General features: G+C 48.2%; 32 protein-coding genes, 8 tRNA genes and 1 other RNA gene. 25 read left to right on the top strand and 16 right to left on the bottom strand.

The genetic code is table 11. The features are described 5' to 3' along the window. Positions 1 to 5 precede the first annotated feature (5 nt). From frhD to frhB, 3 genes are read left to right on the top strand one after another with little or no spacing between them, the layout of a single operon-like run. Complete coding sequence (gene frhD / locus OXN82_RS07410; RefSeq protein WP_147671377.1) at positions 6 to 482, top strand: coenzyme F420-reducing hydrogenase, FrhD protein; 477 nt, start codon at positions 6 to 8, stop codon at positions 480 to 482. Then, positions 479 to 1306 (top strand): coenzyme F420 hydrogenase subunit gamma, encoded by an 828-nt coding sequence (gene frhG / locus OXN82_RS07405; protein ID WP_237779205.1) that lies wholly within the window; start codon positions 479 to 481, stop codon positions 1304 to 1306. The genes frhD and frhG overlap by 4 nt, the downstream gene beginning before the upstream one ends. A 12-nt stretch (positions 1307 to 1318) precedes the next feature. Next, positions 1319 to 2164 carry a coenzyme F420 hydrogenase subunit beta gene (frhB, locus tag OXN82_RS07400; RefSeq protein WP_321211218.1) on the top strand — a complete coding sequence of 282 codons (846 nt, stop codon included), beginning with the start codon at positions 1319 to 1321 and terminating at the stop codon, positions 2162 to 2164. Positions 2165 to 2244: 80 nt separating this feature from the next. On the opposite strand, the gene map is transcribed toward frhB, so the two are convergent. Then, a complete protein-coding gene (gene map / locus OXN82_RS07395; RefSeq protein ID WP_321211217.1) occupies positions 2245 to 3135 on the bottom strand; it encodes a type II methionyl aminopeptidase in 891 nt (296 codons plus the stop codon). Between the two features lie 85 nt (positions 3136 to 3220). Between map and OXN82_RS07390 the strand changes: the two genes are divergently transcribed. The 6 genes from OXN82_RS07390 (at position 3221) to rnpB (ending at position 5611) form a co-directional block, all read left to right on the top strand. Then, on the top strand, positions 3221 to 3634 hold the full coding sequence (locus OXN82_RS07390) for a hypothetical protein (RefSeq protein ID WP_321211216.1): 414 nt from the start codon (positions 3221 to 3223) through the stop codon (positions 3632 to 3634). 15 nt (positions 3635 to 3649) lie between these two features. Continuing rightward, positions 3650 to 4114 (top strand): hypothetical protein, encoded by a 465-nt coding sequence (locus OXN82_RS07385; RefSeq protein ID WP_321211215.1) that lies wholly within the window; start codon positions 3650 to 3652, stop codon positions 4112 to 4114. A 105-nt stretch (positions 4115 to 4219) separates the two neighbouring features. After that, positions 4220 to 4633 carry a hypothetical protein gene (locus OXN82_RS07380; RefSeq protein WP_321211216.1) on the top strand — a complete coding sequence of 138 codons (414 nt, stop codon included), beginning with the start codon at positions 4220 to 4222 and terminating at the stop codon, positions 4631 to 4633. A 15-nt stretch (positions 4634 to 4648) separates the two neighbouring features. Further along, positions 4649 to 5113: a hypothetical protein gene (locus tag OXN82_RS07375; protein ID WP_321211215.1), complete on the top strand. Its 465-nt coding sequence runs from the start codon at positions 4649 to 4651 to the stop codon at positions 5111 to 5113. A 93-nt stretch (positions 5114 to 5206) separates the two neighbouring features. Continuing rightward, positions 5207 to 5281 (top strand) — tRNA-Met (locus OXN82_RS07370). Between the two features lie 30 nt (positions 5282 to 5311). Beyond that, an RNA gene (gene rnpB, locus OXN82_RS07365) (RNase P RNA component) lies at positions 5312 to 5611 on the top strand. Positions 5612 to 5806: 195 nt separating this feature from the next. On the opposite strand, the gene OXN82_RS07360 is transcribed toward rnpB, so the two are convergent. Further along, positions 5807 to 5962 carry a hypothetical protein gene (locus OXN82_RS07360; protein ID WP_321211214.1) on the bottom strand — a complete coding sequence of 52 codons (156 nt, stop codon included), beginning with the start codon at positions 5960 to 5962 and terminating at the stop codon, positions 5807 to 5809. 28 nt (positions 5963 to 5990) lie between these two features. Here OXN82_RS07360 and OXN82_RS07355 point away from each other — a divergent pair, with 28 nt between their 5' ends. Then, entirely contained in the window at positions 5991 to 6323 is a 333-nt protein-coding gene (locus OXN82_RS07355; protein WP_321211213.1) for a hypothetical protein, read from the top strand. 122 nt (positions 6324 to 6445) lie between these two features. On the opposite strand, the gene dnaJ is transcribed toward OXN82_RS07355, so the two are convergent. From dnaJ to OXN82_RS07340, 3 genes are all read right to left on the bottom strand, one after another. After that, positions 6446 to 7576 (bottom strand): molecular chaperone DnaJ, encoded by a 1131-nt coding sequence (gene dnaJ / locus OXN82_RS07350; RefSeq protein WP_321211212.1) that lies wholly within the window; start codon positions 7574 to 7576, stop codon positions 6446 to 6448. A gap of 81 nt (positions 7577 to 7657) precedes the next feature. Further along, the gene (dnaK, locus tag OXN82_RS07345; protein ID WP_321211211.1) at positions 7658 to 9499 is read right to left on the bottom strand and encodes a molecular chaperone DnaK; all 1842 of its coding nucleotides are present in this window, start codon (positions 9497 to 9499) and stop codon (positions 7658 to 7660) included. Positions 9500 to 9513: 14 nt separating this feature from the next. Further along, complete coding sequence (locus OXN82_RS07340; protein WP_321211210.1) at positions 9514 to 10038, bottom strand: nucleotide exchange factor GrpE; 525 nt, start codon at positions 10036 to 10038, stop codon at positions 9514 to 9516. Between the two features lie 108 nt (positions 10039 to 10146). On the opposite strand from OXN82_RS07340, the gene OXN82_RS07335 reads away from it, so the two are divergent. Next, positions 10147 to 10650, top strand: coding sequence for an ArsR/SmtB family transcription factor (locus OXN82_RS07335; RefSeq protein WP_321211209.1), 504 nt, complete (start codon positions 10147 to 10149; stop codon positions 10648 to 10650). A gap of 93 nt (positions 10651 to 10743) precedes the next feature. Here OXN82_RS07335 and hypF read toward each other — a convergent pair whose 3' ends face one another. Then, complete coding sequence (gene hypF / locus OXN82_RS07330) at positions 10744 to 13044, bottom strand: carbamoyltransferase HypF (RefSeq protein ID WP_321211208.1); 2301 nt, start codon at positions 13042 to 13044, stop codon at positions 10744 to 10746. A gap of 138 nt (positions 13045 to 13182) precedes the next feature. On the opposite strand from hypF, the gene larB reads away from it, so the two are divergent. Beyond that, positions 13183 to 13932: a nickel pincer cofactor biosynthesis protein LarB gene (gene larB / locus OXN82_RS07325; RefSeq protein ID WP_321212178.1), complete on the top strand. Its 750-nt coding sequence runs from the start codon at positions 13183 to 13185 to the stop codon at positions 13930 to 13932. Here the strand turns inward: larB and OXN82_RS07320 are convergent, their stop codons facing one another. Then, positions 13933 to 14265, bottom strand: a complete 333-nt coding sequence (locus OXN82_RS07320) for a winged helix-turn-helix transcriptional regulator (RefSeq protein ID WP_321211207.1) — start codon at positions 14263 to 14265, stop codon at positions 13933 to 13935. A gap of 311 nt (positions 14266 to 14576) precedes the next feature. Here OXN82_RS07320 and OXN82_RS07315 point away from each other — a divergent pair, with 311 nt between their 5' ends. Then, positions 14577 to 15146 (top strand): GNAT family N-acetyltransferase, encoded by a 570-nt coding sequence (locus tag OXN82_RS07315; RefSeq protein WP_321211206.1) that lies wholly within the window; start codon positions 14577 to 14579, stop codon positions 15144 to 15146. A gap of 68 nt (positions 15147 to 15214) precedes the next feature. Here OXN82_RS07315 and hisE read toward each other — a convergent pair whose 3' ends face one another. The 5 genes from hisE to OXN82_RS07290 all read right to left on the bottom strand — a co-directional run bounded on the left by hisE (position 15215) and on the right by OXN82_RS07290 (position 18983). Further along, on the bottom strand, positions 15215 to 15505 hold the full coding sequence (gene hisE, locus OXN82_RS07310) for a phosphoribosyl-ATP diphosphatase (RefSeq protein ID WP_321211205.1): 291 nt from the start codon (positions 15503 to 15505) through the stop codon (positions 15215 to 15217). After that, a complete protein-coding gene (locus tag OXN82_RS07305; protein WP_321211204.1) occupies positions 15495 to 16304 on the bottom strand; it encodes a CBS domain-containing ParB/RepB/Spo0J family partition protein in 810 nt (269 codons plus the stop codon). Before OXN82_RS07305 ends, hisE begins: the two co-directional genes overlap by 11 nt. 1 nt (position 16305) lies before the next feature. Next, positions 16306 to 16545, bottom strand: coding sequence for a DUF504 domain-containing protein (locus OXN82_RS07300; RefSeq protein ID WP_321211203.1), 240 nt, complete (start codon positions 16543 to 16545; stop codon positions 16306 to 16308). Positions 16546 to 16550: 5 nt separating this feature from the next. After that, positions 16551 to 17900, bottom strand: coding sequence for an Asp-tRNA(Asn)/Glu-tRNA(Gln) amidotransferase subunit GatB (gene gatB / locus OXN82_RS07295; protein ID WP_321211202.1), 1350 nt, complete (start codon positions 17898 to 17900; stop codon positions 16551 to 16553). A gap of 81 nt (positions 17901 to 17981) precedes the next feature. Beyond that, positions 17982 to 18983 carry a radical SAM protein gene (locus OXN82_RS07290; protein ID WP_321211201.1) on the bottom strand — a complete coding sequence of 334 codons (1002 nt, stop codon included), beginning with the start codon at positions 18981 to 18983 and terminating at the stop codon, positions 17982 to 17984. A gap of 78 nt (positions 18984 to 19061) precedes the next feature. On the opposite strand from OXN82_RS07290, the gene OXN82_RS07285 reads away from it, so the two are divergent. The 11 genes from OXN82_RS07285 to OXN82_RS07235 all read left to right on the top strand — a co-directional run bounded on the left by OXN82_RS07285 (position 19062) and on the right by OXN82_RS07235 (position 22101). Beyond that, positions 19062 to 19460 carry a zinc ribbon domain-containing protein gene (locus OXN82_RS07285; protein ID WP_321211200.1) on the top strand — a complete coding sequence of 133 codons (399 nt, stop codon included), beginning with the start codon at positions 19062 to 19064 and terminating at the stop codon, positions 19458 to 19460. 140 nt (positions 19461 to 19600) lie between these two features. After that, a tRNA-Asn gene (locus OXN82_RS07280) sits at positions 19601 to 19673 on the top strand. A gap of 4 nt (positions 19674 to 19677) precedes the next feature. Beyond that, a tRNA-Ile gene (locus tag OXN82_RS07275) sits at positions 19678 to 19751 on the top strand. An 18-nt stretch (positions 19752 to 19769) separates the two neighbouring features. Continuing rightward, positions 19770 to 19844: transfer RNA gene (locus tag OXN82_RS07270), tRNA-Glu, on the top strand. Positions 19845 to 19888: 44 nt separating this feature from the next. Then, positions 19889 to 19972: transfer RNA gene (locus OXN82_RS07265), tRNA-Leu, on the top strand. 18 nt (positions 19973 to 19990) lie between these two features. Then, a tRNA-His gene (locus OXN82_RS07260) sits at positions 19991 to 20066 on the top strand. A gap of 245 nt (positions 20067 to 20311) precedes the next feature. After that, the gene (locus OXN82_RS07255) at positions 20312 to 20608 is read left to right on the top strand and encodes a hypothetical protein (RefSeq protein ID WP_013296445.1); all 297 of its coding nucleotides are present in this window, start codon (positions 20312 to 20314) and stop codon (positions 20606 to 20608) included. Between the two features lie 157 nt (positions 20609 to 20765). Then, positions 20766 to 21176, top strand: a complete 411-nt coding sequence (hjc, locus tag OXN82_RS07250) for a Holliday junction resolvase Hjc (protein ID WP_321211199.1) — start codon at positions 20766 to 20768, stop codon at positions 21174 to 21176. Between the two features lie 46 nt (positions 21177 to 21222). Continuing rightward, a tRNA-Cys gene (locus OXN82_RS07245) sits at positions 21223 to 21294 on the top strand. An 18-nt stretch (positions 21295 to 21312) separates the two neighbouring features. Beyond that, positions 21313 to 21454: transfer RNA gene (locus OXN82_RS07240), tRNA-Trp, on the top strand. A gap of 26 nt (positions 21455 to 21480) precedes the next feature. After that, positions 21481 to 22101 (top strand): MBL fold metallo-hydrolase, encoded by a 621-nt coding sequence (locus OXN82_RS07235; RefSeq protein ID WP_321211198.1) that lies wholly within the window; start codon positions 21481 to 21483, stop codon positions 22099 to 22101. 17 nt (positions 22102 to 22118) lie between these two features. Here the strand turns inward: OXN82_RS07235 and OXN82_RS07230 are convergent, their stop codons facing one another. The 4 genes from OXN82_RS07230 to OXN82_RS07215 all read right to left on the bottom strand — a co-directional run bounded on the left by OXN82_RS07230 (position 22119) and on the right by OXN82_RS07215 (position 25360). Next, a complete protein-coding gene (locus tag OXN82_RS07230; RefSeq protein ID WP_321211197.1) occupies positions 22119 to 22619 on the bottom strand; it encodes a hypothetical protein in 501 nt (166 codons plus the stop codon). A 109-nt stretch (positions 22620 to 22728) separates the two neighbouring features. Further along, positions 22729 to 23379, bottom strand: a complete 651-nt coding sequence (locus OXN82_RS07225; RefSeq protein WP_013296441.1) for a potassium channel family protein — start codon at positions 23377 to 23379, stop codon at positions 22729 to 22731. A 113-nt stretch (positions 23380 to 23492) separates the two neighbouring features. After that, positions 23493 to 24923 (bottom strand): TrkH family potassium uptake protein, encoded by a 1431-nt coding sequence (locus tag OXN82_RS07220; RefSeq protein ID WP_321211196.1) that lies wholly within the window; start codon positions 24921 to 24923, stop codon positions 23493 to 23495. 215 nt (positions 24924 to 25138) lie between these two features. Next, positions 25139 to 25360, bottom strand: a complete 222-nt coding sequence (locus OXN82_RS07215) for a TRAM domain-containing protein (protein WP_013296439.1) — start codon at positions 25358 to 25360, stop codon at positions 25139 to 25141. Between the two features lie 151 nt (positions 25361 to 25511). On the opposite strand from OXN82_RS07215, the gene OXN82_RS07210 reads away from it, so the two are divergent. Next, entirely contained in the window at positions 25512 to 26003 is a 492-nt protein-coding gene (locus OXN82_RS07210) for a metallophosphoesterase (protein ID WP_321211195.1), read from the top strand. Positions 26004 to 26032: the final 29 nt, after the last annotated feature.

The raw sequence follows: 26032 nt of genomic DNA, 5'->3' as shown, positions 1-26032 counted from the left end.
ATAACATGCCATACGACGCTGAGATTCTAGTGGTGGGCTGTGGAAACATCCTTTTCAAGGACGATGGATTCGGCCCAGAGGTTATCAAGGCCCTTGAAGAATATTTCAAGGATAAGGAAAAACCAGAAAATGTAATGTTCATAGACGCTGGAACTGGCGGTCCACACTTTGTCTTCTCACTGCCACATGAACAGTGGAAGAAGATGATAGTTGTGGACGTTGTTGAATTCAATGCAGAACCTGGAACCCTCAGAAAATTCGAGGTAACTGAGATTCCAAAGGGATCCTATGAGAATATGCACACATGGCCAGTGAGCCAGCCCCTCCATGAACTCAGTGAAAAAATTGACGTTGTGGTAATTGGGTGTAAACCCGAGGAGATATCAGCTCCCAATGTGGAAATGGGCCTCACACCCCCTGTAAAGAAGGCTATTCCCAGGGCCATTCAGATGATCTTAGAGGAGATTGGGGTTTCTAAATGAGTTTAATCGCCCGAATCAAAAGATTTTTAGGATTGGAGGCTGAAGCTAAGAGGGAAGAACCCGAAAAGGAAAAATCGGAACCTGTTGGAGCTTCAAAAGAGGAGGTTGAAAAAGTGGCTGAAGAAAATGCAAAACCAAGAATAGGTTACATTCACCTGAGTGGATGTACCGGAGACGCCATGTCGTTAACTGAAAATTACGACATTCTCGCAGAACTGCTCACCAATATGGTGGACATAGTATATGGACAGACCCTGGTGGATCTCTGGGAGATGCCAGAGATGGACCTGGCCCTTGTGGAGGGTTCCGTCTGTCTGCAGGACGAACACAGCCTGCACGAACTCAAAGAACTCAGGGAAAAGGCTAAACTGGTCTGTGCATTCGGTTCATGCGCAGCAACAGGCTGCTTCACAAGGTACTCAAGGGGTGGCCAGCAGGCACAGCCATCACATGAGTCCTTTGTACCGATAGCAGACCTCATAGATGTGGACCTTGCACTGCCAGGATGCCCACCATCACCTGAAATAATAGCAAAGACCGTTGTTGCACTTCTCAACAATGATATGGATTACCTGCAGCCAATGCTGGACCTTGCAGGTTACACCGAAGCATGCGGATGCGATCTTCAGACAAAGGTCGTGAACCAGGGTCTCTGCATTGGATGCGGAACATGTGCAATGGCCTGCCAGACAAGGGCCCTTGATATGACCAACGGAAGGCCGGAACTGAACAGTGACCGCTGCGTGAAATGTGGAATCTGCTACGTGCAGTGCCCAAGAAGCTGGTGGCCAGAAGAACAGATCAAAAAGGAGTTAGGGCTATAGGAGGCTGGAAAAATGGTTTTAGGTACTTACAAGGAAATTGTTTCCGCCAGATCAACTGACAGTGAGATTCAGAAACTAGCCCAGGACGGGGGAATAGTCACAGGTCTTCTAGCTTACGCCCTTGATGAGGGTATCATTGAGGGTGCAGTTGTTGCAGGTCCAGGTGAGGAGTTCTGGAAACCACAGCCAATGGTTGCCATGAGCTCAGATGAACTCAAGACAGCAGCCGGTACCAAGTACACATTCTCACCCAACGTGATGATGCTCAAGAAGGCCGTCAGACAGTACGGTATAGAGAAACTCGGTACAGTTGCCATACCCTGCCAGACAATGGGTATAAGGAAAATGCAGACCTACCCATTCGGTGTCAGGTTCCTTGCAGATAAGATAAAGCTGCTTGTGGGTATATACTGCATGGAAAACTTCCCATACACATCACTCCAGACCTTCATCTGCGAGAAACTCGGAGTAAGCATGGAACTCGTTGAGAAGATGGATATAGGTAAAGGGAAGTTCTGGGTATACACCCAGGATGATGTCCTCACCCTCACACTCAAGGAGACCCATGGATACGAGCAGGCAGGATGCAAGATCTGTAAGGACTACGTGGCTGAACTTGCAGACGTCTCAACCGGTTCAGTGGGTTCACCCGATGGATGGTCAACCGTCATAACAAGGACAGACGCAGGGGACTCAATATTCAAGCAGGCAGTTGAAGCAGGCCTATTTGAGACAAAACCAATAGAGGAAGTTAAACCTGGTCTGGGACTGCTTGAAAAACTTGCCGCACAGAAAAAGGAAAAAGCAGAGAAGAACATCGCCGCAAGGAAGGAGATGGGATTACCAACACCATTCTAATCCCATCAACTGTTTTTCTTTTATTCTGAGGAAGGAGATGGGTACCAGCACCATTCTAATCCCATCAACCTATTATATTTCTATTCTGTTATCACGGTGCACCCATCACCCTCAACGATGACCGTATGCTCCCACTGTGCCACGGTGGCACCGCTCTTTTCCCGAAGCACATGGTAGGGGTAGATGGCCCTTGACTGTATAAGGAGCCTCATGGAGGCGCTGAGCCTTTTTGGTTCAAAGTACTCCTCAAGCCATCTCTCTGCAAATGGAAGGGAATGGTACTCCTCCCTTATCTTACCGAGGACCCTCCTTGCATGGACAAGCCGGAGGGGTCTTTCACGGAGGAACCTGAATATGTGGGTCTGGGGCATGTCTGTAACAAGCCCCACACCATCGGTTGCGAAGGGCTCAATTGCAAGCACATCCCCCTCCTCGAGTTCATGGGGATTGTTTTCACTTATGTTTGGTATTGAAAGCCCTGAGTGGAGTATCCACCTGTCCATGCTGTGACCTGTAAGGTTTGACACTGGCTTCATATCATGGGACTCTATCGTCTCCTGGATAACACGGCCAACCTCACCAACCTCCACACCGGCCCTTATGGTGGAGATGGCATTCTCAAGGGCCTCCCTTGCAGCATCCATCATCCTGTAGCAAGTATCATCCACATCACCCACGGGGACTGTGATGGCTGTGTCGGCTATGAACCCATCCACATGGGCCCCTAGGTCAAGCTTAACAAGGTCGCCCTCTGATATTGTGCTTTCGTCACCTGGAGGGGAGGTGTAGTGTGCGGTGACCTCATTGATGGAGACATTGCAGGGGAATGCCGGTTCACCGCCCCTGCTTCTGATACCATCCTCAACGTAATTCACGAGTTCTATTACTGGTAAACCATCCCTTATGATCTCTGAAGCCTCTTTTCGAACCTTTGATACAATTTTACCTGCCTTCAAGTATGATTCGATCATCGTTACCACTTAACTGAGTTCTGATACTTATTTAAATAAGGAGTTATATATTATTTCCAGCAGTAATACTTCAAGGGGGAGCTATATGGCGAGCACAGCAACAATACCTCAGAACATCCTGTGGCTTATAATATCCATCCTGGCTTTTGTGACAGTTATCATTGTGGCTATACAGTGGAGGAGGGTTAGGGAATCCCAGAACGACATCCGGCTTCTTGAAAAGCAGATCGAACTTAAAAAGATATCCCTTGTTGAGAACGACCTGCAGGCAAAGCGCCTGATGGAGACAACCATACCTCTCCCAAAGGACAAGCAGGAGAAACTGGCTGCCATAAGGAAGAACACATCTGAGATAATGCATGAGGTGGGTTATCTTCAGAGTGAGATAAGTGAGAGGCTTGCACTCCTTGAGGCAAGAACAGAGTTCAGGAAACTGGAGAGGATGCTGAAGGATATTGAGAAGAAGGAAGCAGAACTCAATGCAAAACTTAAAAAATGATCTGGAGGTTTTAATGTGGGACCGGTGGAGCTTCTTGCAATCCTGATACTTGCAGGGGCCATAATTGTCCTAATATACTACTACCTGATGGAATCAGGGAATATGGCGCCGGTAACGAGAGTTTACGGCGCATTCGAAAAACCAGGTGAAGGGAGGGAAGGTTACATGGCAGGTGTTGGAGAGAAGGTTTCAGATGTCAGTGACAGGATCATGGGCAAGGTAAGGGAGGTTCCCATAAGCACCGATGTCATCTCAAACAAGATAGACGCATTCCTTAATGAGAAGAGCGATGAACTCATAGAGGACTGGTCACTGGCCACCAAGGACGATATATCTGACCTTGAGAAGAGACTTGAACTGGTATCAAGGAACATAGATGAACTGGAGCACCGCTTCAACGAGTACAGGGGTTACACCAACAAAAAGCTTGAGTCCCTTGACAGGAGGCTCAGGAAGCTTGAGGAGAAGGAGGAGGAATAACCAACCTCAAAACCATCATTATTTTAAAGTTTGATGGACTAAAACCAGACCTCACCACAACCTTTATATATTATTTCCAGCAGTAATACTTCAAGGGGGAGCTATATGGCGAGCACAGCAACAATACCTCAGAACATCCTGTGGCTTATAATATCCATCCTGGCTTTTGTGACAGTTATCATTGTGGCTATACAGTGGAGGAGGGTTAGGGAATCCCAGAACGACATCCGGCTTCTTGAAAAGCAGATCGAACTTAAAAAGATATCCCTTGTTGAGAACGACCTGCAGGCAAAGCGCCTGATGGAGACAACCATACCTCTCCCAAAGGACAAGCAGGAGAAACTGGCTGCCATAAGGAAGAACACATCTGAGATAATGCATGAGGTGGGTTATCTTCAGAGTGAGATAAGTGAGAGGCTTGCACTCCTTGAGGCAAGAACAGAGTTCAGGAAACTGGAGAGGATGCTGAAGGATATTGAGAAGAAGGAAGCAGAACTCAATGCAAAACTTAAAAAATGATCTGGAGGTTTTAATGTGGGACCGGTGGAGCTTCTTGCAATCCTGATACTTGCAGGGGCCATAATTGTCCTAATATACTACTACCTGATGGAATCAGGGAATATGGCGCCGGTAACGAGAGTTTACGGCGCATTCGAAAAACCAGGTGAAGGGAGGGAAGGTTACATGGCAGGTGTTGGAGAGAAGGTTTCAGATGTCAGTGACAGGATCATGGGCAAGGTAAGGGAGGTTCCCATAAGCACCGATGTCATCTCAAACAAGATAGACGCATTCCTTAATGAGAAGAGCGATGAACTCATAGAGGACTGGTCACTGGCCACCAAGGACGATATATCTGACCTTGAGAAGAGACTTGAACTGGTATCAAGGAACATAGATGAACTGGAGCACCGCTTCAACGAGTACAGGGGTTACACCAACAAAAAGCTTGAGTCCCTTGACAGGAGGCTCAGGAAGCTTGAGGAGAAGGAGGAGGAATAACCAACCTCAAAACCATCATTATTTTAAAGTTTGATGGACTAAAACCAGACCTCACCACAACCTTTATATATTAAAATAACAAATCTAATGTTTAGCGGGGTGGGGTAGTCTGGTGATCCCGCGGGGCTCATAACCCCGAGATCCCTAGTTCAAATCTAGGCCCCGCTATCAATTTTTATTCTCATGTTCATCTATCGGGCAAGCCGGAGGGCAGCTGACGGTCCATTTTTGGGCTGAGGAAACTCCACCCATCATACAGAACCGCGGTGCCGTGAGGCATCAGCTGAGAGGCTGGACCCTGGAGCAGAAACGACACGTCTTCTGGTGGATGATAATGAAGCTTCACCCTTAAAGGAGCAGACTGACACCAGGAGGACCGGTGAAACGGCCATTCCGCGGGATGCAAGGACAAATACTGCCTGTGATTACTGTAGGAGGCAGAGGTAGTCCGCCGAGATGAATGCTGCCGAAACAGAAGGTGGGTTACTCCCGGCATGCCCTTATCAACATTCATCCTGGCAGGATACCCCGCAAGTGCGTTACCTGTTCTGCATTTACTGGAGCTGATGTGCGCAGAAGTTCGGTGAGTTTCACATCTTTTAGGGACCTTTAACTCTTATTCTCTCAATGTAGACGACCTTTCATGGGAAGTTCTTTATTTTTGAGTTCAGGTGTGGTTGTGTCCTCTGCAGGCTAGAAGTATTCGCCGCAGGCTCTTATTCGGTCTCCAATTTTTATTGGGGTTGTTGTTGCGTAGCTTAGGAGTATGTACTCTGGAGTGGTGTTGATCTTGAGGGCAATGAGGGTTTCCTGTGGCTTGATGCCATATGATTCACCCTTTTTATACACCGTTCCCTCAACCCAGACCCTATGACAGTTGAGGGCATATGGATCCTCCCCTGAAGTGGAAAGGTCAAGTGCACTGCACCCCTCCTTATATTTGTGGCCTCAGCGCATGTTAGGGTTTAGGAAGATCATACCCACTGGATGGGAGGGGGAAACCATCTGTAAGAAGCCCATTCACACAGTAACCCACAACCAGCAAGAATACCGAGAATCAGAAAATAACTCTTTTTCATCTGATCATCCCCTGAAATCTGCTGTTATTTTCCTTAAAATTAGAATACCTGCAGGATTTTTCATGCTTCACCTCAAAGTTTATAGTAACTTTAAGGAAAAAGATAATATAAATATTACGGTTAGTTCTTAATGTATTAAAAAGTGGTCCATTGTCTGAGGTTCACCGTGATCAGTAAGAGCTAAAAATATTGTAAAACAGGTTTTAGTGGATCATTGCATCTTTAACCTTTAGAATGAGGTGGGGGATGTAGGTTAGTGGATTATGGCATCCTTGACCTTGTCAAAGAATCCCTTATCCTCGTGGATCTCATCCCCACTGATACTTGCAAATTCCCTGAGGAGTTCCTTCTGCCTTGGACTCAGCTTTCTTGGTGTTACAACCTTGACCTTCACGTAGAGGTTTCCGTAGCCATTCCACTTCAGGTGGGGCATACCGTGCCCCTTAACACGGAAGGTTGTGCCACTCTGGGTTCCTGCAGGTATCTTCAACTGTACTGGCCTGTCAAGGGTTGGAACCTCCACGGTGTCACCCAGGGCGGCCTGCACGAAACTTATTGGTTTCTCTGTGTAGAGGTTTGCCCCCTCCCTCCTGAAGATGCTGTGGGGTTTGACCTTAATGACCACGTAGAGGTCCCCTGGTTCCCCTCCACGAAGACCCATCTCCCCCTCACCGGGGATCCTGAGTCTGGATCCTGTCTCAACACCTGGAGGAACCTTCACATGGATTGTGCTGGTTTTCCTGACAACTCCCTTACCGTTACAGTTGCTGCAGGGCTTTTCAACAAGGGTTCCCTCCCCCTGACAGTCAGGGCATGTCGTTATGTTCATCATCTGCCCGAGGAGGGTGTTACGCACCTGCCGCACCTGCCCGCTACCCCCACAGGTGGAGCAGGTCCTTGTACCGGTACCTGGCTCGGCCCTGCTCCCATGACATACGGGACACTTCTTTGTGTGTGGGACCCTTATATCTGTTTCAAGGCCACTGTAGGCATCCTCAAGGCTTATCTCAAGGGTGTAGGTGAGGTCAGCACCTCTCTGGGGGCCATGTCTCCTTCCCCCACCGAAACCGAACATATCGAAGATGTTCCCTATATCAAATCCCAGGCCGCTGAATATGTCCTCAAAGTTTATGTTGTTGAATATATCCTCCTGACTGAAGCCCTCCATACCTGCATGGCCGAACTGGTCGTACCTTCTCCTCTTCTCATCATCAGAGAGGACCGCGTAGGCCTCACTTATCTCCTTGAACTTTTCGGCAGCATCAGGATCATCGCTGACGTCGGGGTGGTACTTCCTTGCAAGCCTCCGGTAGGCCTTCTTTATCTCCTTCTTATCGGCACCCCTATCCACACCGAGAACCTCATAGTAGTCACGCTTAGCCATCGATTTTCACCTGGTATAGAATCTGGAAGTGATCAGCTAAAAATAGTTGCACATCAGAGAATAAAAAGGGTGGGGGAGGCCTCAGTTCTTGACCTCGAAGTCAGCATCTATGGTGTCGTCGCCCTGGTTTTCACCCTGTGATGCGGTGTTCTCTGCCTGCTGCTGGGCAGCCTGCTGGTATATAACCGCCCCGATTTCCTGCACAATCTTTGTGAGTTCCTCGGTCTTTGATTTGATGGCCTGGACATCGTCACCTGCTATGAGTTCCCTCAGTTCACTGACCTGTTTTTCAACCGCCTCCTTCTTATCTGCTGGCACCTTATCTCCAAGTTCCTCGAGGGTCTTCTCGGCGGTGTAGATCATTGAATCGGCGTTGTTCCTTATCTCGATTTCCTCCTGTTTTCTCCTGTCCTCTTCGGCGTGTTTTCTGGCTTCCTCTATCTTCTGTTTTATCTCCTCCTCTGAGAGCTTGTTGGGTGCTGTTATTGTTATGGCCTGTTCCTTACCTGTTCCAAGGTCCTTTGCTGATACGTTCAGTATACCGTTTGCGTCTATATCGAAGGTCACCTCTATCTGGGGCACTCCACGTGGCGCGGGGGGTATTCCCACCAGCTGGAACCTTCCAAGGCTTGTGTTGTCTGCGGCCATGGGCCTCTCACCCTGAAGGACGTGTATGTCCACGGAGGTCTGGTTGTCTGCCGCTGTTGAGAATATCTGGCTCTTCTTGGTGGGTATAGTGGTGTTCCTCTCTATGAGCTTGGTGAAGACCCCTCCGAGGGTTTCTATACCCAGGGACAGTGGTGTCACGTCAAGCAGTACAAGGTCCTTTATCTCCCCTGCAAGGACACCGCCCTGTATGGCTGCACCCATGGCAACACACTCCATGGGGTCTATTCCCCTCTCCACGGGTTTTCCTATGAAGTCCTCAACGAATTTCTGGACTATGGGCATCCTTGTGGGTCCACCGACCAGTATTATTTTATCCACATCCTCCCGGGTCATCTTGGCGTCCTTCAGCGCCTGTTCCATTGGTCCCGCACATCTCTGAACGATAGGATCAACCAGTTCCTCCAGTTTTGCCCTTGTGATGGTCTTTATGAGGTGTTTTGGTCCGTCCTGGGCCACGGTGATGTAGGGGAGGTTCACCTCGGTTGTGAGGGTTGTTGAAAGTTCTATCTTGGCCTTCTCAGCAGCCTCCCTCAGTCTCTGAACTGCCTGGTCGTCCTCCATGAGGTCTATGCCGGTCTCCTTCTTGAATTCATCGGCGAGGTAGTTCATTATCGCGTTGTCCATGTCGGTTCCACCCAGCTGGGTGTCACCGCTGGTTGATCTAACCTCGAATACGCCCCCACCGAATTCCATGATTGTAACGTCCAGTGTACCTCCGCCCAGGTCGAAGACCATGATGACCATGTCCTCGTCTTCCTTGTCAAGGCCGTAGGCGAGGCTTGCTGCTGTTGGCTCGTTGACGAGTCTTACAACGTCGAGTCCTGCTATGGTACCTGCGTCCTTGGTGGCTGTCCTCTGGTTGTCGTCGAAGTAGGCGGGTACTGTGATGACTGCCTTCTTTATCTCCTCACCCAGGAAGGCCTCTGCGTCCTTCTTGATCTTCTGAAGGATGAATGCGGATATCTCCTGTGGTGTGTACTCCTTACCCTGGACCTTCACCTTTCTGTCTGTACCCATACTCCTTTTTATGGCTGTTATGGTGTTCTCAGGGTTTGTGACTGCCTGGCGCCTTGCAGGTTCACCCACAAGCATCTGGCCGTCCTCTGTGAATGCAACGCAGCTTGGGAAGGATTTACCGTACTGTGAAGCCCCCTCTGCACTGGGTATGATGGTTGGTTTTCCACCTATAAGTACTGCGGCTGCAGAGTTACTTGTTCCAAGGTCAATACCGAGAATTTTTTCTTTTTTTGCCACATGATCACCTCAAATCAGCTTTTCTTACATACCTTGACTATTGAATGTTTTATTATCCTGTCGTTGAGTCTGTAACCCCTTGATAACTCCTCTATTATGATTCCATCATCGTATTCATCATGGTTCTCAACCATAACTGCCTCGTGGAGGAATGGATCGAATTTCTCACCCTCGGCGGGTATCTCACTCAGACCCTCCTTCCTGAGGGTGTCCCTAAATTTCCTGTAGATGACCTCCAGGCCGTCACCATCATTCTCCCGGTTTTCAAGGGCCCTTTCAAGGTCCTCGTATACGTCCAGGAGGTTCAGTATGAGCTTCTCATTTGCATTTTTTATGAGTTCCAGCTCCTGTTTTTCCTTCTGTTTCTTGTAGTTTTCAAAGTCGGCCTGGAGTCTCTGGAGGTGTGATACGTATTCGCTGATTTCCTCTTCCTTAACCGCGAGTTCACTTTCAAGTTCTTTCAGTCGCTTTTTAAGTTCCTTTAATTCATCCTCACAGTTATTGGATGGCTTAGAATCAGTTTTTTTCTCTTCGCACATTGCTTCACCTTTCATTTTTTACAGAAATTAAAGTTACCAGAGGTTACCTATAACCTTATAGCTATTATACTTACAAAAGGTTATATAAACCTTTCGACATACCATACCATGATGAGAGAAAAATCCACCGAAGAGCGGAACATGGAAGTTATACTTGATGTTATGGGCTGCAAGACCCGGAGGGAGATCATAAACCTCCTCCGTGAGGAGCCCAGATTTGTCAGTGAAATATCAAAGGAACTGGATATCGGTCAGAAGGCCATAATAGAGCACCTCAGGGCGATGGAGGAGGCAGGGATTTTAAGCTCCTTCTTCAGGAAGATAGAGAGGGGAAGGCCCCGCAAATATTATGATATATCAAGGGACATCCACATCAGCATAACCATAAACAGGAACAACTTCAGGGTGGATGTGGTGGATGACCTCCTCCAGAGGAAACAGCTCCCCCCAGGTGACGAGTGGTCCAGACTGCTTAACCTTGAAAATAAGATAATGAACGGTCAGTGGGAGGCCATTGAGGAGTTAAAGAACCTCATAAGGCTCTACGACCACCTCAAGAAACGGGCTGAGGACCTCCTCCGCGAGGCAGAGATGAGAAGAAAGATGGATTAGTTTTCACCAAACCGGCTTTTTGCATTTATTGAGACCCGTAGAGCAGTTCCTGAGACACCAGATTCCATTTCCTGAGGACATCAGAGGACCTAGTTATTTCCTGTATTCAAGTGCAGCTGCAACCGCCTGCCCAAGGGAAACTGAACCATCACCTGCACATGAATTTCTGTGCTGAATGAAACTGTAACCCCTCTCTTTAACGTAATCCCTCACCGCAAGGCTTATGGCCTCATTGTAGAAAACACCGCCGGTTCCCCCTATAACCTCAACTCCCAGATCCTCAGCTGCAAGGACAGCCATCTCTGCAAGTCCCTCTGCAACGGCTCGCTGGGCTGCATGGGCTATCTCCACCCTCTTCTCACCGGATTCCAGAAGATCCATGACATCCATGAGTATGCCTGATGTATCAAGGATGTACCTACCATCCCTCTTCATGATTCTGAAGGGTATTTTGAGTTCTCCTTTAGCCCTGAAGGCAGTTGATTCAAGTTTCATGGCACATTCGCCCTCGTAAGTTCTCCTTCCGCATATTCTGAGGGCTGCTGAAATTGCGTCAAGGACTCTACCTGTGCTGCTACTCACGCCTGTGTTGAGCCCAGTTTCAATCTGCTTTAATATAACATCAATCTCCCTTTCACCGTGGGGGAAGTAATCCAGGTACCTTTCAATGAAGAGTTCACGGATGTCCCCATCGTAGCTGTCCAGGAGCATTGAGAGCAGCATCCTTGCAGGGTACCTTGTTGCAAGGTCACCCCCAGGCATCTTCTGTGGCATGAGACTCCCAACCCTTGAATATTCGGGGCCGTGGCAGTGGAGGATCTCACCACCCCATGACGTGCCATCTGCACCGTAGCCAACACCATCTGCGGCTATACACACGCACTCACCGACACCATTATCGAGCATGAGTGCCAGGGCATGGGCATGGTGGTGCTGGACCCTCAGGATGTCCGCAGAGAACCTTTCAGAGAGCTCCTCTGCATAGGATGTTGTCAGGAACTGGGGGTGTAGGTCACAGGCTATGACATCCACGGATTCTGTGCCTGTTATACCCATGAGGTAATTCACAGCGTCCTTGAGGAAGAGGAGGGTGTCATACCGTGATGTGTTGCCTATGTGCTGTGATACATAGCACTGGCCACCCTTGAGCACAGAGAAGGTCACATCAAGTTCCGGCCCAAGGCAGAGGGCTGACAGATTCTCTGATAGATGGGTGAGGTCATAGGGTTCAGGCGCGTACCCCCTGGACCTCCTTATGAAGGCCATCTCTCCACCCCTGAAGCGGACAACAGAGTCATCGCAGCGGTTTATGATTTTACGGTCATGGAGAAGGAAGTAATCGGCTATACCCTCAAGGCCCCTGGTTATCTCACTGTTCCTGATGAACATAGGATCACCGGGTTTATTGGCTGAGGTCATAACATAGGCTGGGGCCGCGGTGTACTTGAATAGGACATGGTGCATTCCAGAGTAGGGTAACATGACCCCTATGTTGTGGAGGCCCGGTGCAACTGATGGGGCCAGGGGGTAGTCACTGTTTTTATTCAGGACCACTATTGGCCTTCGCCTGGAGGTTAAGGCCTTCTCCTCTGCTTCAGATATGCATGCATAGACCTCCACTGAGGGAACATCAGGGGACATGCAGGCGAATGGCTGGCTGGGCCTTCCAAGCCTTGAGCGGAGTTTCATAACGGCATCCTCATCGTCAGCCCGGCAGACCAGGTGTGTGCCCCCTATACCCTTAACCGCGAGTATTTCACCCTCATCAAGAAACTCTGCAGCCATTTTCAGGGGGTTATCTGTTTCAATAACATCTCCACGCCACAGGAATGGCCTGGGACCGCATACCGGGCAGCATGTTGCCTCTGCATGATACCTCCTGTCAAGGGGGTTGAGGTATTCCTCCATGCAGGAGCTGCAGAGGGGGAATTCACGCATGCTGGTCCTCTCACGGTCATAGGGAATGGATTCAATCACTGTGAACCTGGGCCCGCAGTCTGTGCATGCGGTGAAGGGGTAGAGGTATCGTCTGTTATTCTCATCCATTATCTCCTCAAGGCACCTGCTGCAGGTTGCAACGTCTGCAGGTATCACGGATGTCCCTGATGACTCTGAGGAGCTCTCCTTTATACTGAAATCGCTGAATGATGGGCTGTCGATGGCGGTCATCTCATTATTTATCCTGGTTATCCTGGAAATGGGGGGTTTTTCTGCCTTGAGCCTCTCAATGAACTTTCTGATTGTATCCTCACTCCCCTCAAGGACAATTTCAACCAGGTTTCCCATGTTCCTGACGTATCCTGTAAGTCCAAGTTCATGTGCAAGCCTGTAGACGGCTGGCCTGAAGCCAACACCCTGCACTATTCCCTCAACAGTGAGCTGGGCACGGTACATTCTATCTCCTTTAAGGATTTTCACAGATGACAGTTTGGTACATCATTCTAGGATTAATTCATGAACTTATACAGATGACAGTTCAGTGCATCATGCTAAGATTATATTCATGAACTTATAAATTAGGTAGTGATGTCAGTGAGATCGATTTTGAGGGAACTCCTTAGGGGTGAAATCTCGGTTGAAGAGGCAGAAAGGGCGATTGAATCGGCCCAGCTTAAACTGGGCGATAGGGTCAGGTTTGATATACTGCGTGAGACAAGAACAGGTTTCCCTGAGGCGGTATTTGCACCTGGAAAGAGTGATGAGGATATAATTAACATTATAAGAACTGTTGGTGACGTTATTGTAACAAGGCTCCCGCCTGAAAGGGCTGAGATGATCATGGATGGCCTGGATCTTGGAGAAGATTACACCGCCGATTACCATGAAACGGCCAGGTTGCTTGCTGTGAGGTCATGGAAACCTGCAAAGCTGGGTAGGATCGGGGTACTTTCTGCGGGAACCTCAGATATACCCGTTGCAGAGGAGGCAAGGGTTGTCGCAGAGGAGGCGGGCTGTGAGGTCATCACGGCATATGATGTTGGTGTTGCCGGCATCCACCGGCTCCTGGAACCACTGCAGAACATGCTTGAATCAGATGTTAAGGTGCTCATCGTGGTGGCTGGCATGGAGGGGGCGCTTCCCTCTGTGGTGGCGGGCCTTGTTGATGTGCCGGTTATAGCGGTACCAACATCAGTTGGTTATGGAGTCGGTGAGGGCGGTTTTGTGGCACTCAACTCCATGCTACAGTCGTGCTCCCCTGGCATAGGGGTTGTAAATATAGATAACGGTTTTGGGGCCGCTGTACTTGCGGTTAAAATACTGAGGGCCTTTGCAGGTGATTGATCATTTTTCGTGTGTACCGTACCTCCTGCCCCATTCACAGAGCTCGTCAAGGATGGGGATGACTGATTTCCCCTTTTCAGTTAGGCAGTATTCAACCCTTGGGGGCACCTCAGGGTATACCACCCGGTTTACGAGGCCGTTTGCCTCAAGCTCACGGAGGGTCTTGGTGAGCATCCTCTGGGTTATTCGGGGTATCTTCCTGTTTATCTCACTGAAGCGGAGCTTACCATCCTTGAGGGAACAGAGGACAAGTGACTTCCATTTACCCCCTATTTCGTTAATGGCGGCCTCAACAGAGCATATGTACTCTTCATCACTCATGGTATCAACCATGTAATCCAGTATACTTTATGTGTGTATATGCAGTTTATGTAAGTACATCATTTAAATACTTTAAGTTACTTTATTATAGTAAAGAAGGTTGAGAGGTGAAATCATGCTTGTGAACTTTGATCTGCAGCACTTCTGCTGTGGCCCCAAGGGCTGCCAGATAGAGATTGAATACGGCGAAATGCTCGACGCAGAGCAGTAATTATTTTTTTAACTACCCCCCATTTTTTCACAGCACCCCCATCTTTTTATTATTTCTAATTATAAAGTACTCATGTCCAGGAAATCAATAACTATTCAATGAAGATGGTACTATGGATATTGTCCAGTTCGAACCCCGTTTCTCAGAGATTGTGGGTAGGCTCATCTATGAGACTGACCGGCAACTCTTTGACCTATTTTTCAAAAATCCTGAGGACATACTGGAAAAACTTCTAAGGAATGGTGTCTGCTGGGACCCTGAGAGAATAATCCTAGCGGCCAGTGAAGGAGATGTCCTCGGAGTACTGGCATATGACCTTGAAGGCAGTGAATCTGGGGTTCTTGATTTATTCAGAAAGCTGGGACCCATGGATGCCCTGAGGGTCATGATGATGGACCTCATTGACTCCCTGAGTACCCAGAAGGTTGAGGATGGTGACCTCTACATAGCATCCCTTGCAGTTGCGCCTGAGGCGAGGGGTCAGGGTGTTGGCTTCAGGCTCCTCCAGGAGGCCCAGATGATTGCAGAGGAGAGCGGTCTTGATAGGCTCACGCTGGATGTATCACCCACAAACACCCCTGCCCTGAACCTTTACAGTAAGTTTGGATTCAGATTCACAGGTAAAAAGGAGATAAGACTTTTAAAAAGAAGATTCCATCAGATGGAACTACCACTTCACTGAATTATCCTGCAGTTGTAATCAGTTATTAGATTAGAAGCACCACTTCACTGAGGTAACTGCATTGTTATTTATTTTCTTCTTGCAGCGAACTCCTCAAGCAGGCTCTCAAAGGGGATCTCCTTGTATACAAGGAGTAGAAGTGTGTGGAATATCAGGTCAGCAGACTCCTCTACGAGGCGCTCATTATTCTTTGAGGCTATGATCACCTCTGCTGCCTCCTCACCGATCTTCTCAAGTATCTTATCCTCAGCCCTTTTCTCATCATCTGTCATGAGTCTGGAGGTGTAGGAGTCCACCGGGTTATCGCGACGGTCCTCAAGTACAGCGTAGATTTCCCTTAAAATTCCCTCATCCACCATTCTTCTTACCTGCCATAGCCTTTCTCATGCTGGTTGTTATCGCAATCAGGGGGTGCTGGGCGTCGTCTATAACCTCAATGTCGTCCAGAGTATAAACGCCGTTGAGGTCCGCTGTCTTCTCCATACCCAGCTTCATGTCCTTCTTGATATCGATGACATATGAGTCTATCTCCTTGCAGCCCAGCCTGTAGGATGCCAGTGTCCTGTGGTGACCGTCGACAAGTACATACCTGTCACCTGTCTTCACAACTATCGTGGGCTCTGCAAGGCCCCTTTTAATTTCATAGGTTCTACCCTGGAGTTCATCGGCGTATACCTTGCTCTGGGTGGGCCGCAGCTTTTCGATGGGGACCTTCATCCGCTTGACCTCCGGCTTGACACCATAGAGCTGTTCCAGCGTCTTCTTGAAGTAGTTAACCTTCATGGGGGTGGAACGTTCAATATGGGATCTCACGATGTCGGTGTTTGTTATTATACCCACAAGTTTACCTTCCTTATCTATAACTGGCAGTCTTGAGATCCCCATCCTGAACATGACCCTCGCAGCGTCATTGAGGGACATATCCTGGTCTGCAACAACCACGTCCTTTGACATGATCTCTGATACTGTTTTGACCCATGGCTTTATGAGGAGGTCAAAGGCAGTCACCATCCCGATCACGGTACCGTTATCCTTGACCGGAAATCCATCGTGACCTGTTTCCTTCATGAGCTTGATGATCTCCGCGGTTGATGTGTCTGAGGAGACCGTTATAACGTCCCGGGTCATGTAATCCTTCACAAGTGCCTTATTGCTCATCCTATCCCTTCTTCTGTTTTTTCCAGATGAAACTGTTATCGCAGACTATTTTAACCACACGATGGTAGGGTATCGATGCACCGTTACTCAGCACAATGAAGCCCCTTTCGAGCCTTTCAATATCTGACCCCTGAACTGTTTTGAGGTTCCTCTGAGCCCCCCTGTGGATGTAACTTATCCTGCACCTTTTAATATCCCATTTAGGATGCCACATAAGAAGATCCAGGACGTTCTTGGCCATGCACCTCAGATCCTTTCCTTTATCAGTTCAACTGTCCGTTCAGGCTCTGCCTTTCCACGGGTAATTCTCATCACCTGCCCCACCAGGAAGTTTATGGCAGCCTCCTTGCCATCATGGTAATCCTGGACTGCCTGGGGGTTTTCCCTTATGGCCTGTTCAACCGCCTCTATAACCTGGGATTCATCTATGATTCCTATGAGCCCCATTTCGGCAGCTATCTCCCGGGGGCTCCTGGTGTTAAACGGCATCTCCTCTATGATCTTTTTGGCGGCCTTGGTGGTTACCTCCTTCTTCTGTATCATCTCAAGGAGTTCCACAATATTCTGGGGGGTTATACCGCTTTCTGCAAAGCTCACCTTGTTGTAGTAGAGCACCCTTTTGAGTTCGTCCCTCATCCAGAGAGCCGCGAACTCAGGGTCTATGGATGCCGCAACCTCCTCAAAGGCATCTGCAAGTTCCAGTTCTGAGGTCAGCACCCTTGCATCCTCCTCCCTTAAACCGTATTCCTCCATGAATCGTTTAACCTTGAGGTGGGGCGCCTCTGGTATTCCTTCCCTGACGCCATCCACCACTTCACTTCCAAAGTGCATTGGGGGGAGGTCGGGATCAGGTATGTATCTGTAGTCCTCTGCCTCCTCCTTGAGCCTCATGGAAACGGTTATCATCTGGGATTCAAGAAATGCACGTGTTTCCTGTTTGACCTCAACACCCCTCTTGAGGAGGTTCTTCTGCCTGACCATCTCAAACTTAAGGGCCTTGTAGGCACCCTTTATTGAGTTTATGTTCTTTATCTCAACCCTGCGGCCCCCCTCAAGGGATATGTTGACATCGGCCCTCATTGTGCCCTCACCACGGGCACAGCCACTGTATTCCAGCACCCTTATGAGTTCCCTGAGGAAGTTTCTGGCCTCCTCAGGTGACCTCATGTCTGGCTCTGTAACAATTTCAATGAGGGGGATGCCTGACCTGTTGAAGTCAACCACACCGTGGTCCGGTTTATACTGACCGGGGTCCTCCTCTATGTGCACCTCCCTGATCCTGACGCCGTTGAGCTCCCCCTCAAGTCCAACGGGTATGGATGTCCTCTGGTATCCTGATGGGAGGTCCGGGTAGTTGTAGTGCTTACGCATGAAGTATGTGATCTCAGGGTTTATTCTGCAGTCAAGCATGAGGGCGATTTTCAGAGCCCCCTCGAGGGCTCTTCTGTTTGGTGGATGTGGTTTGGCCCCTGGCTGGTTGAGGCACACCGGGCATATGTTTGTATTTGGGGGGGCGTCCTGGTAATCTGTCGGGCATCTGCAGAATAGCTTTGATCTGGTGTCAAGCTGAACATGAATTTCAAGACCACATTTCATCTTAATGGTTATTCCTCCTTTTCATGGTAACATGGTTCAACGTGATGGAAAGCATATCAGATTATATTTATTATCATCAACTTAAAGCAATTTAAGATTTTTCAGACATCCATTAACATACCTCTCTATGAAGGGGTCAATTTCAGGGTAGGACCTCCCCCTTCTGAGCCTCTCCACATCTGTGAATGTACCCCTAAGCCTCCTCCCGGCCCACCTAACCTCCTCCTCAACACGCTTCCCATAGGAGGTCCCGAACATCTTGAAAAGGGGGAATTTGGTTATTCCGTTGGCCCCGCTGAGGGCTAGTGGACCTATGCTTCCCAGGTTATCCATCCAGGTCCCTGTGATGATCTCCAGGTCAGGGAACTCTATCCTTGTGGCGGCAACTGTTCCTGCATAATAAAGGGTGGCGGGCTGGGGTTGATTCTCAAATACCGTTCCCTCATGGGGGTTGAGGGCATAGAAGGTTACACGGTCTATTTCAAGATCCCCTATAAATTCGAAGAGGTATCTGAGGTCATCGGGTGTCTCACCGAGTCCCAGTATTATGGTGATGCCCCTTTTGAATCCCAGGTCCCTGGCTGCCTCAAGCATCTCAGCTATGTCCTCCCTGGGTTTGCTGGGGCACAGTTTCCTCTGAAGGTCAGGGTTTGCCACCTCCAGCGCCCCTGTTATACCTGCCACCTCATCACCATATATTTCAAGATCGGTGGTTATACCTGTGTTCAGCCAGACAGGGGATCCTGTTATATCCCTTATCCTCTCTGCGATCTCCTTTATCTCCTCAGGGGAGAATGAACCATAGCCTCCTGATAGGAACTCTATGTTCCACCCCAGTCTCCTGCATATTTCGGCCTCTGCCAGTATGGCGTTCACATTTCTTCTGGCCTTTGATGGTTCCCTTATACGTGGCTTCTGTGTGCTCATATAGCAGAAGGCACAGTCCCCCCTTTCACACCACCATGAGAGAAAAACCGCCCTTTCCAGTGTTATGATATCCCCATGATGTTTGAGGGTGATTTCACTGGCCCTGTTCATCAATTTGAGTATATCCATTTCCTTCAGTGATTCTATAACATTCATATCTGACACTCTCTGCTATGCAGAATACCTTTATAAACTTTCGTTGAGATAAGCTTTGATGTTGATACATTGAGGCTGATGGATATGGTTTACTGCCCAAGCTGTGGCGAAAGGAACAGGGAGGGCTCAAGGTTCTGCAGGAACTGCGGAACCCTCCTTGAGGAAAAACCACTCAAATCCAGGTTCATGTCTGGAGATTTCAGAGAACCCACTGTTAAAAGGGAGCTCCAGAGGAAAGAGTTCAGTGATGCCAGAAAGGAGGGTTTCGAGTGGGATACCTCCCTGCGCGGCGCACTGGTGCTTGTGATCCTCATGGTGATCCTTGGCAGAATATTTGGATTCATGGGTGCTATAGCAGCCCTCATGGTATCTGTAATCTACGTGCTTTCCTCCTCCAGGAGAAAGTCCCAGTCACTGATGATTGTGTTGGTGGCCCTTGTAATGGCGGCTGCGGCGTCAGCATTATTCAGCATATGAACACATCCTCAGGGGGTGTCTGCAGAACCACTGCTAAACCGAAAACTTTATATATGATGGGTATAAATCTAATTGTACGCCTTGGGATGTGCACCACAAACCACTGGTTTGTTGCAAGCAAGGACTTGTACTTGGCAGGTGCCGCCGTAGCTCAGTAGGTAGAGCGTTCGGCTGTTAACCGATTGGTCACAGGTTCGAGCCCTGTCGGCGGCGTCATGGGCCCATAGCTTAGCCAGGTAGAGCGCCCGGCTCATAACCGGGCGGCCATGGGTTCGAATCCCATTGGGCCCACTTAATCGGTAATCAGAGGCTCCGGTAGTGTAGTCCGGCCAATCATTTCGGCCTTTCGAGCCGAAGACTCGGGTTCAAATCCCGGCCGGAGCATTTCTTACCTTTTATGATTATTCTTCATATTGAGCATCATTGCTGCGGGGGTGCCCGAGCTGGCCAAAGGGGACAGGCTTAGGACCTGTTGGCGTAGGCCTACCAGGGTTCGAATCCCTGCCCCCGCACTGTGATAGAATTCAACTGCCGGGGTGGGGTAGGTGGTTATCCTTCGGGACTGTGGATCCCGCGACTCGGGTTCAAATCTCGGCCCCGGCCCCATTCTCATCAATCATTTTTTCATTGTTCTGAATCATCAAGTTCTGGAATAATACAAAATTCGGGCACCCCGGGACACGGTTTATTGTCATCCATCTGATTACCCGTGATCCAAGTGAAATCACCGATCCTTTAGGAGGTTTTATTAATCATCCATGGAAAATTATTTATTGTGTTATGATGAAGATTTTCAGTACCAGCTACGGATTCCGTAGATCAGATTATCTCAGAACACCACGGCTGATTATATGATACGTATTGAAAGGACCTGCGCCTCCTTCAGGGCTACCGTGATCCAGGAGGGCGAGGAGATAGGAATCATGGAGGGCATATACCTGACACAGTGGTTCCTTAAAACAAGGTACCACTTTACAGGGACATTTATACGTTTCATACCCTCTGATGAGAGGTTCAACAGGTCCGGTTTGACAGTTGACATCCATCTCCATGACCAGAATGTCATTGTAAAGGATGCGCTCATTGACTGGCTCAGTGACAGTGGAAGGGGGACCTTCAGGGCGAGGAGAATAGAGAGTGTTGTTTAGTGTGTCCAGGTTGTTGTTTAATGTGTCTGGGGAGAGGAGAATAGAGAGTGTTGTTTAGTGTGTCCAGGTTGTTGTTTAATGTGTCTGGGGAGAGGAGAATAGAGAGTGTTGTTTAGTGTATCTGGGAAGGAAGAATTGAGGGTTTCAGGGTGTTTTCATGGTTAGGGATGGATCGCGGGGAGAGAGGGACCTTGTAAAACTCCTCTGGGAAAAGAATTTTGCTGCCATGAGAGCACCGGCCTCTGGTGGGGCCACAAAAAAGCCCCTACCTGACATCATTGCAGGGAACGGAGAGATATACCTTGCAATCGAGGTTAAGATGACATCCGGTGAGCGCATATACATTGATTCAGGAAAGATAAAGGGGCTTCTGGAGTTTTCAGAGATGTTCGGTGCAGAACCCTATATCGGGGTAAAATTCAGGTACAGGGACTGGATCTTCCTTTCACCGGCTGACCTTGAGATGACACCATCGGAAAATTACAGGCTTGACCTTGATATTGCCCTTGAGAGGGGCAGGGATATACATGAGATCACCGGTTGCGAAAGGCAGACCCGCCTCAGATGAGGGGACCGCAAACTTTAAATACTAATTCTGATATTAGTTACTCTATGCCAAGGTAGCTTAGTGGCGAAGCGGTGGACTGCAGATCCATTACACGTGAGTTCAAATCTCACCCTTGGCTTCAACATTTCTATCAAATGGGGTCATGGTGTAACCAGGCTATCATCTGGGACTCCAGTTGTCTTTGAAGAAAATGCGCGCTCTGACTACAGTATGATGACCGATTGGAGTACTGAGACAAGAGAAATCCTAGGATCTGGGTTCAAATCCCAGTGACCCCATCACTCCCTTTTTCTGAGGCGCTTTCATGATACAGAAATTTGATAATATAATAGCGATTGAAGGAACACTCTTTGATTCTAACATATACATCCTTGGAGACACGGTGGTTGATACAGGGACCGGAATGAACCCTGATAACCTCATGAGGAAGATAAGGGGGGCCGGTGTTGAGCCGGGCAGCATAAAACATATAGTGAACACCCACTGCCACTTTGACCATACCGGGGGAAACAGGCTCTTCGATGCAGATATAGCAATTCACAGTCTTGATGCAGAAGCACTCAGGGAGGGTGACGACGCGAAGACGGTTGCCTACATGTTCTCGGCATCCATGGAGCCAATGGAAGTGGCTGTTGAAATCGGGGATGGGGACTTCATAGGCGACTTTGAGGTTATCCACACACCCGGCCATACACCAGGATGCATATGTCTGTATGATGGTAGATCCCTCATCTCAGGGGACACGGTTTTTGCTGATGGGGGATTCGGTCGGGTTGATGTTGGCGGAGACATAAATGAACTTGCAGAGTCCATTAAAAAACTCATGAAACTCGACATCGAGTACCTGTTCCCTGGCCACGGCCCATGGGTTGATAACGGTTCAATGCATGTGGAACTGGCTGCGGCCTTCCTTGGAATAGGGTAAATGGTTGGTTCCGGGATTCAGGGTGATGTTATTTCCATTTTCTGCATGTAAACGGCCTTTATCCCCGGCAATTTTCTGTTCCTGAGTTCAGGTGTGATTTTATCCACCGCTGGATAGAAATACTCCCCGTAGACCCTCACATGGTCCCCGCTTTTCAGGGGACTTGCTGAACCATATTTAACAAGCACGTAACCGGGCCCTGGGGATACGCTGAGTACCATAAGGGTCACTGTTCTGTTGATACTTTCAAATTCATATTTCCTGAATATTATTCCATCAACCCACACCCTTTGCTTCTTTAGAAAGAATGGGTTCTCATCAACGTCTGATAGGTTGAGCTGAGAGCAGGTGTTTTTGTATGATATAATGGCCGTCCCATTTAACGGCTCAGGGTAATCTACACCTTCATCAAGGGGTGTCTGGGTGTCATCTGAAATCCAGCTCTCAAGGTAGGTACCAATCAGAATACCTGTGACCAGTCCAGTGATGAGGCCAGCCATGAAGTACCATTTAACCATAGTTTACCACGTATAATCACAACTATCCTTCTGGTTATGGCTTATACGGATCAGTTGATCTTTGAGGTTGATTCAGTAAAAGCAATCAAATTAAAAAGACTGGGGGTATTTAGCCTGTGAATTTCTTTGTAACCTCATTCACCGCCTCTGTCTTTACAAGTACGGATATCTTGGCTCCCCTCTCAAGGACCATGTCTGGCTGGGGTATGATGAGGTCACCGTTACTGTATATTGCCACGATGATGTACTTTTCAGTGGGGGATACATCCTTGACCTTCTTTCCAACAATTTTACTGCTCTTTATCTCCATATCAAGGATCTCGGCATCCCCATGCCCGAGGACGATGAGGTCAGCCACCTTTGGCCTTGTTATCAGTTTCTCAAGGTAACCTGCAGCGGTCCTCTCCGGGCTTATAACGTGATCTATGCCAACCTTCTTGAAGGCGTCCTCGTGGTCTGGGTTGCTGACCCTTGCTATGATCTTGGGTATGTTGTACTCCCTCACAAGTATGCAGCTTAGGAGGTTGGCCTCATCATTTCCTGTGGCCGCAACAAAGACATCTGCATTGTTTATGTTGGCTTCCTCAAGGGTTTTTATGTCTGTACCGTTACCGCAGATCACAAGGGCGTCCAGTTCAACTGCAGCATTTGCACAGAGTGTTTCATCATTTTCTATGAGAGTTACATCATTTCCATCTGATATAAGGAGGTTTGCGAGTGTTAAACCAACTCTTCCTCCACCCATTATAACAACATACATATCCACACCTTTCAGACTTCAGGCAGAATAAAGATAATCATTACTCGTGTTTACTTGTGTTAAACGTCATCATTAATAAGGTTTTTCAGGAAGATCATGGCTGTTCTCGGGTCTCAGCTAACCTTGAAGGCCTCCACGAAACCACGTATTAATACAAGCACAGGGATTATCTCGAGTCTTCCAAGCCACATGCTGATTATAAGGGCCATTTTCGGTATCAGGGGGAGATTGAAACTGGTTATCCCCATACTGAGCCCAACATTTCCCTGGGCAGAGGCCGCCTCAAAGAGGGAGTTGAGGGGGTCATATCCATAGGTTACAAGAACCGACCACGTGAAAAACAGGAGGACAAAATAAAGGCTTATGTATGACCCGGCCTCCCTTATCTCAGCGTCACTCACAGACTTGCATGATATCTTTCTCGGTATAACCGAACCCTCAGGTGCCAGGATCCTCATGATGTCCCAGTAGACACCCTTAAGTACAGTTATGACACGGATTATCTTCACAGCCCCTGTGGTTGAACCTGCAGCCATACCTGTGAGCATGCATATTATTAGAACTATCTTGAAGTACCCTGACCAGGCAACCATCTGACTGGTTGAACTTATACTTGAACCGGTGCAGCTGAGGGCTGATATCACATGGTAGACGGATTCAAGGGGGGCCACGCCCCCAATGTAGATCGAAAGGACCGTGAAAAGGATTATAAAGGCAAAGGTTGCCTGCAGCTGTATATCCCTCAGAACATTTGAGAATCTACCCTTTATTGCCTGGTAGTGCACAAGGAAGCTTGTCCCCCCAAGTATCATGAGAAACATGGTTACAAGGTAGACGGCATCGCTACGGTAGTAGCCGATGTTGAGGTTCTTTATGGACATTCCCCCGGTTGAGAGGTTCGTGAGGGTGTTGTTGATGGCATCAAAGAGCGGCATCCCTGTCAGCCCATAGAGCACGATCCCGAGGACCGTGTAGGTGAGGTAGATCCACCAGATAGTCCTGACGGTGTTTGCTATGCTGGGTTTTATCCTTTCCTCCCTTGCTTCGGACTTGTATAAACGTGCAGCAGCTGTACCTGGCCTTATGAGGACACCTATAACAACTATAACAACTCCAAGCCCACCGATCCACTGTTCAAGGCTTCTTAAGAATAGAATTGATTTTGGGAGTGCTTCAACATTGGAGAAAACTGTGAGTCCACTGCCGGTCCAGGCAGACATGTTCTCAAAGAAGGCATTTGCAAAATCGATGTTAAGGGCTGACATCATTATGAGGCTACCTATGAATCCAGCCCAGAGCCAGGCAAGACATGCGACCATCATACCATGTTTCAGGCGTATGGAGCATTCCTCAGGGGAATATCTTTTGAGCACAGTTCCAATGCTGAGCGAGATAATTGAGGGCACAATAAAACTTAAAAAATTGCCTTCACCGTAGATCAGTGCAACAATGAGGGGTAATGCAACAACGAAGCCTATCCCCTGCATTATATTGCCAAGATACTTTCCAACGGTAAAAAGGTCCCTCTTTCCAACGTATCTCATGTTACCATATAAAGAATGGGATTGTTCCAATATAAATTTTTAGAATAATGGATAAAGAGATGGTAATACTTCAATGGGGGAGTAGGCAAAAAATAGAAGTTCTAAATTTTTAGAATAATGGATAAAGAAGGGGGTAATACTTCAAGGGGGAAATGAGCAAAAAATAAAGTTCTTTGGGTAGAATAATCTACTCCGTATATAAAATTCAATCCAGCTTATTCTACAACTTCAGCGAAAGCAAACTTGCGCCTGGTTGCACTTATCCTTATTTTAACTTCGTCTCCGACACCTGCACCAGGTACAAAAACAACAAAACCTTCAACACGGGCTATTCCATCGCCATCTCTGCCGAGGTCTTCAATTTTAACTTCATACTCCTCACCAACATTTACTGGTGTGGAGTAGGTTTCCTTCCTGTAGTAGCTATCTCCAAACAATTCATCACATCCTTAAGTAGGGACGCACAAAATCATATAATTACTTCCAACCAGAAACAGTAAGAAATAATATAATGACCTCACCGCATCCCATACATAAACTTAAACATCATAGTATATAAATGTATGTAGATCACTGTATCTTTTGCGGGTGGTTTGTTTGATAGGACTGGTGGCTGATTCGCATGATAACCTTGATTCAGTAAGGAAGGCGGTCAATTTATTCAACAGGGAATCTGTGGATCTTGTTATACATGCAGGGGATTTAATATCCCCATTCACTGCACAGGAATTTGGAAGGCTTGAGATGAGATTTGAGGCCATATTTGGAAACAATGATGGTGAAAGGGATGGGCTGCGTGCCGCGTACTCTGAACTCACAGAGCTATCTGACTTTAAGGAACTGGAATTTGATGGCCTGAAAATAGCGGTTATACATGGCCATAACAGGCAGATCCTTGACTGTGTTGCTGGATGTGGTAGATATGACCTTGTGGTAACCGGCCACACCCATGAGAAGAGCATTGTGAGCGCAGAAACCATAACGGTTAATCCTGGTGAACTCTGCGGTTACCTTTCAGGGGAGAGCACACTGGCGCTTTTTGACACAGACAGGCTTTCCTGTGAATTTGTAAGGCTTTGATTTACTCTCTGAAACAGAGAGGTCTTAAT

Source organism: Methanothermobacter sp. DP (assembly GCF_026692625.1).
Lineage (GTDB): Archaea > Methanobacteriota > Methanobacteria > Methanobacteriales > Methanothermobacteraceae > Methanothermobacter > Methanothermobacter marburgensis.
This window is presented reverse-complemented; position numbering and strand designations above follow the sequence as displayed.

Coding starts and splice junctions, on each gene's coding strand:
- frhD (WP_147671377.1), top strand. CDS start 6: ATGCCATACGACGCTGAGATTCTAGTGGTGGGCTGTGGAAACATCCTT.
- frhG (WP_237779205.1), top strand. CDS start 479: ATGAGTTTAATCGCCCGAATCAAAAGATTTTTAGGATTGGAGGCTGAA.
- frhB (WP_321211218.1), top strand. CDS start 1,319: ATGGTTTTAGGTACTTACAAGGAAATTGTTTCCGCCAGATCAACTGAC.
- map (WP_321211217.1), bottom strand. CDS start 3,135: ATGATCGAATCATACTTGAAGGCAGGTAAAATTGTATCAAAGGTTCGA.
- OXN82_RS07390 (WP_321211216.1), top strand. CDS start 3,221: ATGGCGAGCACAGCAACAATACCTCAGAACATCCTGTGGCTTATAATA.
- OXN82_RS07380 (WP_321211216.1), top strand. CDS start 4,220: ATGGCGAGCACAGCAACAATACCTCAGAACATCCTGTGGCTTATAATA.
- dnaJ (WP_321211212.1), bottom strand. CDS start 7,576: ATGGCTAAGCGTGACTACTATGAGGTTCTCGGTGTGGATAGGGGTGCC.
- OXN82_RS07340 (WP_321211210.1), bottom strand. CDS start 10,038: ATGTGCGAAGAGAAAAAAACTGATTCTAAGCCATCCAATAACTGTGAG.
- OXN82_RS07335 (WP_321211209.1), top strand. CDS start 10,147: ATGATGAGAGAAAAATCCACCGAAGAGCGGAACATGGAAGTTATACTT.
- hypF (WP_321211208.1), bottom strand. CDS start 13,044: ATGTACCGTGCCCAGCTCACTGTTGAGGGAATAGTGCAGGGTGTTGGC.
- OXN82_RS07320 (WP_321211207.1), bottom strand. CDS start 14,265: ATGGTTGATACCATGAGTGATGAAGAGTACATATGCTCTGTTGAGGCC.
- OXN82_RS07315 (WP_321211206.1), top strand. CDS start 14,577: ATGGATATTGTCCAGTTCGAACCCCGTTTCTCAGAGATTGTGGGTAGG.
- hisE (WP_321211205.1), bottom strand. CDS start 15,505: ATGGTGGATGAGGGAATTTTAAGGGAAATCTACGCTGTACTTGAGGAC.
- OXN82_RS07305 (WP_321211204.1), bottom strand. CDS start 16,304: ATGAGCAATAAGGCACTTGTGAAGGATTACATGACCCGGGACGTTATA.
- OXN82_RS07300 (WP_321211203.1), bottom strand. CDS start 16,545: ATGGCCAAGAACGTCCTGGATCTTCTTATGTGGCATCCTAAATGGGAT.
- gatB (WP_321211202.1), bottom strand. CDS start 17,900: ATGAAATGTGGTCTTGAAATTCATGTTCAGCTTGACACCAGATCAAAG.
- OXN82_RS07290 (WP_321211201.1), bottom strand. CDS start 18,983: ATGAATGTTATAGAATCACTGAAGGAAATGGATATACTCAAATTGATG.
- OXN82_RS07285 (WP_321211200.1), top strand. CDS start 19,062: ATGGATATGGTTTACTGCCCAAGCTGTGGCGAAAGGAACAGGGAGGGC.
- OXN82_RS07255 (WP_013296445.1), top strand. CDS start 20,312: ATGATACGTATTGAAAGGACCTGCGCCTCCTTCAGGGCTACCGTGATC.
- hjc (WP_321211199.1), top strand. CDS start 20,766: ATGGTTAGGGATGGATCGCGGGGAGAGAGGGACCTTGTAAAACTCCTC.
- OXN82_RS07235 (WP_321211198.1), top strand. CDS start 21,481: ATGATACAGAAATTTGATAATATAATAGCGATTGAAGGAACACTCTTT.
- OXN82_RS07230 (WP_321211197.1), bottom strand. CDS start 22,619: ATGGTTAAATGGTACTTCATGGCTGGCCTCATCACTGGACTGGTCACA.
- OXN82_RS07225 (WP_013296441.1), bottom strand. CDS start 23,379: ATGTATGTTGTTATAATGGGTGGAGGAAGAGTTGGTTTAACACTCGCA.
- OXN82_RS07220 (WP_321211196.1), bottom strand. CDS start 24,923: ATGAGATACGTTGGAAAGAGGGACCTTTTTACCGTTGGAAAGTATCTT.